The 2,278-nt window shown below is 50.0% G+C and carries 1 protein-coding gene and 1 pseudogene; one reads left to right on the plus strand and one right to left on the minus strand.

Annotation, left to right across the window (positions count from 1 at the left end; translation table 11 throughout):
* Positions 1–1,564, minus strand: a pseudogene (locus Q0628_RS03100) (fibro-slime domain protein); the annotation flags it as partial.
* Between the two features lie 347 nt (positions 1,565–1,911).
* Between Q0628_RS03100 and Q0628_RS03105 the strand changes: the two are divergent.
* The coding region (locus Q0628_RS03105) for an FHA domain-containing protein (RefSeq protein WP_298768118.1) at positions 1,912–2,278 on the plus strand (367 nt) is incomplete at its 3' end.

Here is a 2,278-nt window from a genome sequence, read left to right on the forward strand (position 1 = left end):
CCCAATCTTCAGGAGCATCTGCCTTGCAGCTCCAACCAAAAATACAAGAGCCGAATCTAGGCGAAAGAGCGGCATCCGTACCTTCACCATCTTTAAAAAGGCCATCACATTTCATGCCCTTGTCCCAACCGGGACCATTGCAAAGAATGTCGATTTCCGGCATCTGTTCGGCCGCGTTAATTTTACGAAGGGGCGAAGAATAGAACACCGGGCCTTCGGCCGTACGCTTGGTACGGGCCGCAGCAACAGGAGTTTGGGTCGGATCCGCCGCAAGAATTGTCTCATTGGTAGAAGCTTCTACCGGGTAGAAACCACCCGGCACGGTAAGGCCCGGGCTAGTATAATAGTCGGAGTCGAATTCCCACTTACCATCCTTGGCGCGCTTGAACGGCATGTCAAAGCAGCTTTTTTCGTTTACGCCCGGAGTATAATTGAACAGCATGCCAAAATACGTTTCATCGATAAAGCAGTTCTTGCCCTTCGTGCTCAACTTGGGCTTTCTCTGCGACTGTGGAACCGTCGGATCAAGTTTGCTTTCGACAAGGCCCGGTGTCACACCAATACAGGCGTTCACAAGTTGCACTGCCGTCCCAGCCGGTATGCCCAAAGCGCCATTCTGGCAACCTTCGCCACCACCATCCTTGTAACAAGAGAAGGCCGGGTGCAAGCTGGCATCGGAATCGTAAATAATGGCTGCCATGGTGTAAGAGCAAGTACCTGCGATACCGTCGACTTCCGCCTTGCTATAGAAATAGCCATCCGGGCTTTCACCTTTCTGCTCTTCGTCCGGAACAAAGAACAGGGAGTCTACCATGTTCAAAAGGAATCCCAAGGGAATCGGCTGGGCCTGCTCCTCTTGTTCCCAGTTGCCGTTCACGCCAATCATGTCGGCGCGTTCAAGGTCGTCATCGCGGTAAAGCACCACATTGTCAGAAATATCCTGACCCACAAACACATAGGAATACCAGCCGCACATATCGTTCACGGCAGTCATGGGAGAGCCGGTCAAGCCCCCATCGAAACTGATCATCGGAACGGCGGACATCCAGGCTTCCATTTCGGGCGGAATCATCACGAAGAAATACTTTGCACCGGGAGGATACTTTCCAGTAAACGTTTTCCCAGCTCTGTCAGGATCTTCGGTAACATATACGTGTTCGCCTTCGCCGGGGCAACGGAGGCTGGCCTCGTTGGTGGGCCAACTCGTATCGTTCGCATTTTTGGTCGGAACATTATAGCCGTTTGCCGTTACTAGCCTAAGGGTCGTAAAATCTACACGAGTGTTGTTGGCCTGGCTTCCAATGGTAAACATGACCTTCTGGTTATCCGTGATACCCAGCTTTTCAAGGTCAAATTCATAGAAACCATCGGCGTTCAACTTCATCGCCTGAGTATTATTGACGTTTTGACCACCAATAAATGCACCAGTCCAGTCATCCGGAGCCTTAAAGTACACTGTACCCTTACAGGTAACCGGATTCTGGTTCTGTTGTCCTTGAGCCCAAACTCCTTGCACCCCCGCAAAGAGCAGGCAACAGCCCAGGGCATACTTCCATAACGACATTTTCCACAAAGAAAATTGTGTATCTCTCTTCATATGACTTCCTTAACGCTGGGTACACCCAAAAGACCGGCCTTTTGAGGACACCACAACCTATGTAAAAATATCCTTTTCTTTACAAAAAAGCACATTTTTTACTTTTTTTTTCATTCCGCAGGCTGCGCTATTGTAGACAAGTGAAATATCGCCCTAAAACTAGAGAAAACCGCCAATTTTCACAATCTTGTTTATGAAAGTTTACCAAAAGGAATCACCGAATCATGCAGAAAAAGCGATATGTAAATCACGCAAAATTGCACAGGCTAGGCAAGCCTGTTTTTTATTACATTTTAGGTGAACACGGAGCGCTTATGCAGGACATGGACCGAACAATTGCCAGCGGCAACACAATCAAGTTACCCGTCGCCCCCATGCGACCGCACCTGATCGTGCTGTACCCGCAACACCTATTCAAGCAGATACCGCTCGAAAAGGGAACGGTCGTGCTTGGCCGTGGGCAAGATGCGGACATTCGCCTGGACGACGAACTGGTAAGCCGCAGGCACTGTGCCCTGACCTTTGACGGCCTTGACGTTACCGTCAAGGACCTGGGCAGCACCAACGGAACCTTTGTAGACGGTTCCCCGATTACAGAATGCAAACTCGAAGACCACAATCGATTGCAAATCGGCAAGATGGTTCTGAAAATCGACTTCAAGGACGCGAGCGAAGAAGCCT

The sequence above is a fragment of the uncultured Fibrobacter sp. genome, from assembly GCF_937877005.1.
GTDB lineage: Bacteria > Fibrobacterota > Fibrobacteria > Fibrobacterales > Fibrobacteraceae > Fibrobacter.